The sequence below is a fragment of the Rhizobium sp. BR 317 genome (assembly GCF_047445835.1).
Classification (GTDB): Bacteria; Pseudomonadota; Alphaproteobacteria; order Rhizobiales; family Rhizobiaceae; genus Rhizobium; species Rhizobium paranaense.
The window spans coordinates 216619-223474 of sequence record NZ_JARWLB010000011.1 but is presented as its reverse complement, the minus strand read 5'-3'; the positions used below and the strand labels follow the sequence as shown (position 1 = coordinate 223474).

The 6856-nt window shown below is 59.6% G+C and carries 9 protein-coding genes; 3 read left to right on the top strand and 6 right to left on the bottom strand.

Going from position 1 to position 6856, the window contains the following annotated elements:
• From QD357_RS19210 to QD357_RS19190, 5 genes are all read right to left on the bottom strand, one after another.
• Positions 1-702 (bottom strand): formyltetrahydrofolate deformylase (locus tag QD357_RS19210; protein ID WP_414124770.1); only part of this gene is annotated, 702 nt, incomplete at its 3' end.
• A gap of 55 nt (positions 703-757) precedes the next feature.
• Entirely contained in the window at positions 758-1567 is an 810-nt protein-coding gene (locus QD357_RS19205; protein ID WP_183939325.1) for a 3-methyl-2-oxobutanoate hydroxymethyltransferase, read from the bottom strand.
• A gap of 25 nt (positions 1568-1592) precedes the next feature.
• Positions 1593-2816 carry an NAD(P)/FAD-dependent oxidoreductase gene (locus tag QD357_RS19200; RefSeq protein WP_414124769.1) on the bottom strand — a complete coding sequence of 408 codons (1224 nt, stop codon included), beginning with the start codon at positions 2814-2816 and terminating at the stop codon, positions 1593-1595.
• A gap of 10 nt (positions 2817-2826) precedes the next feature.
• Positions 2827-3141, bottom strand: coding sequence for a MocE family 2Fe-2S type ferredoxin (locus QD357_RS19195; RefSeq protein WP_414124768.1), 315 nt, complete (start codon positions 3139-3141; stop codon positions 2827-2829).
• A 78-nt stretch (positions 3142-3219) separates the two neighbouring features.
• A complete protein-coding gene (locus tag QD357_RS19190; protein ID WP_414124767.1) occupies positions 3220-4305 on the bottom strand; it encodes a fatty acid desaturase family protein in 1086 nt (361 codons plus the stop codon).
• A 545-nt stretch (positions 4306-4850) separates the two neighbouring features.
• Here QD357_RS19190 and QD357_RS19185 point away from each other — a divergent pair.
• Genes QD357_RS19185 through QD357_RS19175 form a run of 3 tightly spaced genes read left to right on the top strand, consistent with a single transcriptional unit; the run spans position 4851 to position 6486 of the window.
• Positions 4851-5372, top strand: coding sequence for a DUF4142 domain-containing protein (locus tag QD357_RS19185; RefSeq protein ID WP_414124766.1), 522 nt, complete (start codon positions 4851-4853; stop codon positions 5370-5372).
• A 16-nt stretch (positions 5373-5388) separates the two neighbouring features.
• Positions 5389-5709, top strand: a complete 321-nt coding sequence (locus tag QD357_RS19180) for an amicyanin (RefSeq protein WP_183939361.1) — start codon at positions 5389-5391, stop codon at positions 5707-5709.
• A gap of 18 nt (positions 5710-5727) precedes the next feature.
• On the top strand, positions 5728-6486 hold the full coding sequence (locus QD357_RS19175) for an RNA polymerase sigma factor (RefSeq protein WP_414124765.1): 759 nt from the start codon (positions 5728-5730) through the stop codon (positions 6484-6486).
• On the opposite strand, the gene QD357_RS19170 is transcribed toward QD357_RS19175, so the two are convergent.
• A complete protein-coding gene (locus QD357_RS19170) occupies positions 6487-6771 on the bottom strand; it encodes a DUF6522 family protein (protein ID WP_414124764.1) in 285 nt (94 codons plus the stop codon).
• Positions 6772-6856: the final 85 nt, after the last annotated feature.

Genomic DNA, 6856 nt, shown 5'->3' with positions numbered 1-6856 from the left:
GTCCTGCTCGATGATCGGACCTTCGTCGAGATCGCCGGTGACGTAATGCGCCGTGGCCCCGATCAGCTTGACGCCGCGCTCATAGGCCTGCTTGTACGGATTGGCGCCCTTGAAGCTCGGCAGGAAGGAATGGTGGATGTTGATGATCTTGCCCGACATCTTCTTGCACAGCGCATCCGACAGCACCTGCATGTAGCGGGCRAGCACGATCAGTTCSGTGCCGGTCTGCTCGACCAGATCCAGAAGCTGGGCTTCGGCCTGCGGCTTGTTGTCCTTCGTYACCTTGATGTGGTGGAAGGGGATRTCGTGGTTGACCACCACCTTCTGGTAATCGAARTGGTTGGAGACGACGCCGACGATGTCGATCGGCARYGCGCCGATCTTCCAGCGGTACAGCAGGTCGTTGAGGCAATGGCCGAARCGCGACACCATCAACAGCACCTTCATGCGCTTCTGGGCRTCRTAGATCTCRGCATCCATCTCGAAGGCCTCGGCGACCGGCTTGAAGCCYTCGACCAGCTTCTGCTGGTTGACCCCTTCTTCGGAAATGAAGGAGACCCGCATGAAGAACTTGCCGGTATCGAGATCGTCGAACTGGCTGGAGTCGACGATGTTGCAGCCTTGATCGGCCAGATAATTCGCTATCGCCGCAACGATCCCGCGCGTCGATGTGCAGGATACCCGTAGAACATATTGTTTCATCTTATGTCGTCCGATTGAAAATCATGAAACGCCGCCAATCTGCCGCTCAGCGGCGCTAGCGGCCATCACCTTCGGCAAGCAGCCGGAGAAACGTCTGCAGTTCCGCCTCATCGATTGCGACGAGATGCCCCTTTGCCGGATAAGCGCCCGAACGAACGTCCTCGGCGAATTCCTTGAACGCCGCGGTCCGTTCATTCTGCAGCCGGTCGTATTCAGCCGCAAAATCGCGGTATACCTTGGCATGACGTGGCCGGTGCCCACGATTGCTCCCAAGCACGTCGTCGGCAAAGAGATACTGGGCATCGCATCCGCTTCCGGCACCCATGGAGATCATCAGCATCGACGTGGCGCTGCTGATCGCGGCGGCGACATCGCCGGGCACCACCTCGATCTCCGCGGCAAAGGCACCGGCCTCCTCCAACGCCTTGGTCTGGCGCCAGATCTCGAAGGCGCTAGCAGCGGTCTTGCCGACGGCGCGGAAACCACCCGTCCAGGTCGCCTTGGATGGAATGAGACCGACATGGCCGCAGACCGGAATGCCCTCGTCCCGCATCCGCCGGATTGTTTGCAGCCCGGCGGCGCAATAAACGGCGTCGCCGCCTGCCTTCAGCGCCTTGAACGCCTCGCGCATATATTCTTCCGCCGAGACGTAATCGCCGTATTCAAGCCCTGGAATGGCAAAGGGGCTCGGGGCAGCTTCACGGAATGCGGGGCCAAGCAGCGCAGGCGGCACGGACAGCATGTCGATACCGGCCTTTTCCGCTGCCTCGGCTTCCTCCAGCGAGGTGACGCGCAACATGGTGAGCTGCCGCTGTCCTCTGAGCGCCAGGAGATCGGCGACCGTTGCACGACTGTGTTTTTTCATTGGAAACTCCCTGGGTATGGGCTCATCACGCGGCAAGAAGCGATTTGAGTTTGACATGGCTCGCCGTCAGCGCTTCCGGATCGGGATGAGCGCGGGCGGCAATCAGCATTTCGGCGAGACGGATATCGCGGGCAACGGCGTTGCCGCGACCGATGCCGCTGGCTGCAAGCAGCCGACCGGCCTCATCGAGATGGAAAAGGATGAATGCGCCCTCGCCAAGGTCACGCCGGAGCATCGTCGTCGCGCCATCGGCAAGGCCGGCAATCTGCAGCGTCAGATMATATTGATCGGACCAGAACCATGGCACGGCCGAGATACTGGCGGCTTCGCCGAGCAAGTTGGCCGCGGCCAGCGTTCCCTGTTCCTGCGCGTTGCGCCAGGATTCCAGGCGAACCCGCCGCCCGCCATAAAGAGCCAGCGGAAAAGAGCAGCAATCGCCGGCGGCATAGATATCGGCTGCGGAGGTTGCCAGCCGCTCGTTGACGGCGATGCCGTTCTCGATCGCAAGCCCCGCCTTCTCAGCAAGCGCGACATTCGGCTGAGCACCGATGCCGATGAGCACGAGATCGGCGGAGATTTCCTCGCCGCCCGCCAGGCGGACAATCGCGCCATCCGCGCCATCTTCCACGACCGCAATGGTCTCGCCACAGTGGATGGCGACGCCTTCGTCCCGATGACGTTGCGTTATCACCTCGGCCACCGCCTCCGGCACGCCCCGCTTCAGGACACGCGGCAGCCCCTCAATCACGGTAACATCGGCGCCGAGCTTGCGCGCCGTCGCCGCCAGCTCAAGACCGATAAAGCCGCCGCCGATGACGGCGATGTGACGACCGGGGAGCAGCGCTGCCCGCAGGGCCGACGCGTCAGCGTGGGTGCGGAGCATGCGAATGCGCTCTCCGCCCGCGATGCCGGGAAAGCTACGGGCGGATGCACCGGTCGCCAGCAACAATTTGTCGTAGCTGAGCGTCTGCCCGTCGGAGAGCGTGACGACCTTGCCGACCGGATCGATCTTGGTCGCATGCGTCGCGAGCCGAAGATCGATGCGCTGATCGGCATAGCGCTCCAAGGCAGCGACGAACTTCGGCTCATGCCCAAGGGCAAGGCTCTCTTTCGAAAGCGGCGGACGTTCATAGGGCGCAACCGGCTCGGCCCCGACCAGAGTGATGTCGCCGTCAAAGCCCTTCTCCCTGAGCGCAAAGGCGGCGCGAGCGCCGCATTCTCCTGCCCCTATAATGACGAAATGCAGCATGGCTTTCCCCTCAGATTGCGATGAAGACGGTGCCGTTTTCGACCTTGACCGGATAGGTTTTGAGATTGACGCAGACCGGAGCGCCCTTGGCCTCGCCGGTCCTATAGTCGAAGCGGCCGTTGTGCTTGGGACATTCGATGATGTTGTCCATCACCAGCCCGTCGGCGAGATGGATCTGCTCGTGCGTGCAGASGCCGTCGGTGGCAAAATAGTCGTCTTCCGGACTGCGGTAGATGGCGAAGGTCTTGCCGCCATGGTCGAAGCGCATGACGTCCTCCTCGTCGATCGCATTCGCCRCACAGACTTCGATCCAATTGCCGCTCATTCCTGCCTCCCTGTATGTGCCGTTGTATGTGCCGTTCCTGGCTGCTCTGCYRTTCTYGGCTGCTGTTTTTGCCTGCGGTTATTGCGCTGCTTCTGCAGGCGTCACGTGGAAGTCCTCGCGATAGGGTCGCGCCGTCGCCGGCAGGTCGCGCTTCAGGAAATAATCCTCGTTGCGCAACTGCCTGAGGAAGGCCGGGAGCATTTCGCGGTAGCCCGACCAGATCGAGGGGTTCGGCCGCGGCAGATCATGTTTGATCATCGCATGCAGCTTCGGCAGCGCATGATAGGGCACCATCGGGAACATGTGGTGTTCGACATGGTAGTTCATGTTCCAATAGATGAAGCGGCTGATCGGGTTCATCAGCACCGTGCGGCTGTTCAGCCGGTGGTCGATGACATTGTCGGCCAAACCGCCATGCTGCAACAGGCCGGTCAAGACATGATGCCAGGCGCCATAAAGCCGCGGCAGGCCGATCAGCACCAGCGGCAGGACCGAGCCCATATAAAARGYAGMAGCGATGGTGGCGACATAGATCGCCAGCCAGATGCGGGCGATGCGRATCGCCTTCGGCTGCTCCATCTCCGGAATGAAGGTCTTCTCCGTGGCGCTGACGATGCCGAAGGCGTTGCGGATCATGTCGAGCASSGCATARAAGACATCGACGAGGCCGAAAAAGTTCAGGACCAGGCGCAGCAAATCCGGCGGCCGCATGACGGCGATCTCCGGATCGCGGCCGACGATGACGGTGTCGGTGTGATGGCGGGTATGGCTCCAGCGCCAGGTCACCGGATTGCGCATGATCATGAAGCAGGCGATCTGGTAGACCGCATCGTTCATCCAGCGGGTCTTGAACGCCGTGCCGTGCCCGCATTCATGCCAGCGGCTGTCGGAGGCCGAGCCATAAAGCACGCCGTAAGCCAGGAAGAAGGGCAGAGCGATTAAGGAGCCCCAGAAGGCAACGCCGAGGCCGGCAAAGACCACCATGCTGCCGAGCCAGATGACCGTATCGCGGATGGCGGCATCATCGGAGCGCTGCATCAGCGCCTTCATCTCCTTGCGCGCAATGTCGGTATGATACCACTCGGCCGCCGCCAGCCCGGTTTCGACCGCCTGCCGGCTGCTTGGGCCGAGCAGGCTGTAATCGCGCTTGATGCTCTCGCTCATGGCTGCTTCCTGCCTCCCCGCGATGCGCAAACGCCGCACCGCCTCTGATGACGAAGAGGATAGGTCGAGTTTTCGCTTGCCTCAATGCGGCGATGATGGAATCTATCATATTCCATCACCACGCCATCTCATTCATGATGGAATACCTCAGGACCCCACCATGCGCCGACCAACTATTTCATCGGCTGGCAGCAATTAACGGCGCCCGGAAATCAGCTTCATTGAGCAAATGCGGCGTCCAACGAACGGCGAATCGGGCAATTCCTCCTTCTGATATCTACGCCTGGGAAATATCTGAATGATAGAATTCTATCATTTAGAGCGAAGATCATTCCACGAATGGCATTACGCAGACGCCGCTATATCTGGGAAGATCACGGCGCTTCGTTCGCCAAAATGCATAGGCCCGTACAAGTCCGATATTTTTTGGGAACCTTTTTCTCCCAACTCCATCCAATGGCTAGTTCCGATACGGGACCAACGGATCGAAGGACGGCGCTCCATCCAATGTTCGCTCCGGATCACCAACGAACGGGAGAAAAATCATGTTTAAACCCATTCTGACTGCGGCATTCCTGCTCGGCCTCGCCGGCACTGCGGCCATCGCCGCCGAGACAAAAATCACCGATCCACAAATCGCCCATATCGCCTACACCGCCGGGCAGATCGACGTGACGGCTGCCCAGCAGGCGTTGAAGAAGAGCAAGAATCCAGAGGTCATCGATTTCGCCAAGACCATGGAGCGCGACCACAAAAGCGTCAACGAGCAGGCGTTAGCGCTGGTCAAGAAACTCAAGGTCACGCCTGAGGATAACGACGTCAGCAAGTCGCTGAGTGCGCAGGCGAGCAAGGAACTGACCAAGCTCGGCGCATTGGACGGCAAGGCCTTCGACAAAGCCTATGTCGACAACGAAGTGGCCTATCACAAGACCGTCAACGAGGCGCTCGCCAAGCAACTAATCCCATCGGCAAAGAATGCCGAACTCAAGTCCTTGTTGGAGACCGGCCTGACGCTCTTCAAGGAACATCAAACGCATGCGGAACATCTTGCCGCGACGATGAAATGAACCGGCAATGAGCGCGATGAATAGAAAGCATGCGCTCGCCGTTGTCGCGGGGTTGCTGGCAATGATGATCAGCACGGTGGCAAAACCAGCCGAATATCAAATCGCCATCGCGAATATGAAATTCGGCTCCCCGCCTGCGACGCTACATGTCGGCGACGTGATCGTCTGGCACAATGATGATATATTCCGCCATACGGCTACTGCACGCGATGGAAGTTTCGACATCGACCTGCCGGCCAAGTCGCAAGGCAAGATGACGATCGAGCGCGCAGGACCGGTGAAATTTTACTGCCGCTTTCATCCGACGATGACCGGAGAGCTGAATGCGCAGCCGTGAGGAACGAGAGGAGCCGAGATGACTGCCGTCCCCGCCGCAGCCAAGCGACAACGGCCGGATCCTTCTTCCCTTTCGGAAGCCGAACTCATCGCTCGTACCAAGGCGAGCGATGAGGATGCCATCAGGATCATCATCCAGCGCAACAATCAGCGCCTGTTTCGAGCGGCGCGCACCATCGTTGGCAACGATGCGGAGGCGGAGGATGTGGTACAGGCGACCTATGTGCAGGCGTTCATCAACCTCTCGGCTTTTCGCGAGAATTCAAGATTATCGACCTGGCTGACGAGGATTGCGCTCAACGAAGCGTTCGCCCGGGTGCGTGTGCGACGCGATTTTACCGGGCTTGAGGAGATCGACATGCAGAACAAGGCGTCAGGCGGCGGTTTGTTGCACTTCCCCTCCTCGCTGGCGTCAGCCGATCCGGAGGCTGAACTGGCACGAAATCAGACCAGGCATTTGCTGGAACACGCGATCGATGCCCTGCCGGCCGAGTTCCGCACGGTCTTCATTCTGCGCGACGTGGAAGGCTTCAGCACGGAAGAGACTTCATCCCTCCTCGGCATCAAGCTGGAGACGACTAAGACGCGGCTGCACCGCGCCCGCAAAATGATGCGGCTTTCGATCGAGAAGCAGTTTTCCGGCGCGTTCTCTGCCCTCTTTCCCTTCGATGGGGCGCGCTGCGCCGATATGGCCGATCGAGTGGTTACAGCGTTTCGCGCAATACAGGCCGGGGAAGAGGACTCTTCCATCCCGTCGCCAGGCGGAACCACGCAGTAATTATTTATCCGAGGACTTGGGTGTCGCATGCTGCCTGCCGAGAAATGTCATTTCCTCGTGCCGCACCCGGTTCTCATCATCCAGAACCACACGCCATATCCGGTTGCCCAATCGTAGGGATAGGCGCTTCGTTCCCTCGTGATCCTCCGTACCCACCTCTACGGAAGAGGTGACGGAGCCGCGTTGCATGTAGCGGCGAAACTCTGCCAGCGACAGACCGAACCGGTCGGCGATCTCAATGGAATCAACGATAAAATCGCCATTTTGCGCGCGCTCGACAAACATTATTTCACCCCCACTTCGCCAACGGATGCCCTCATATATCAAAACGAATTGGAGAACGATATTTTATTGTCATTCCCAAAACGGA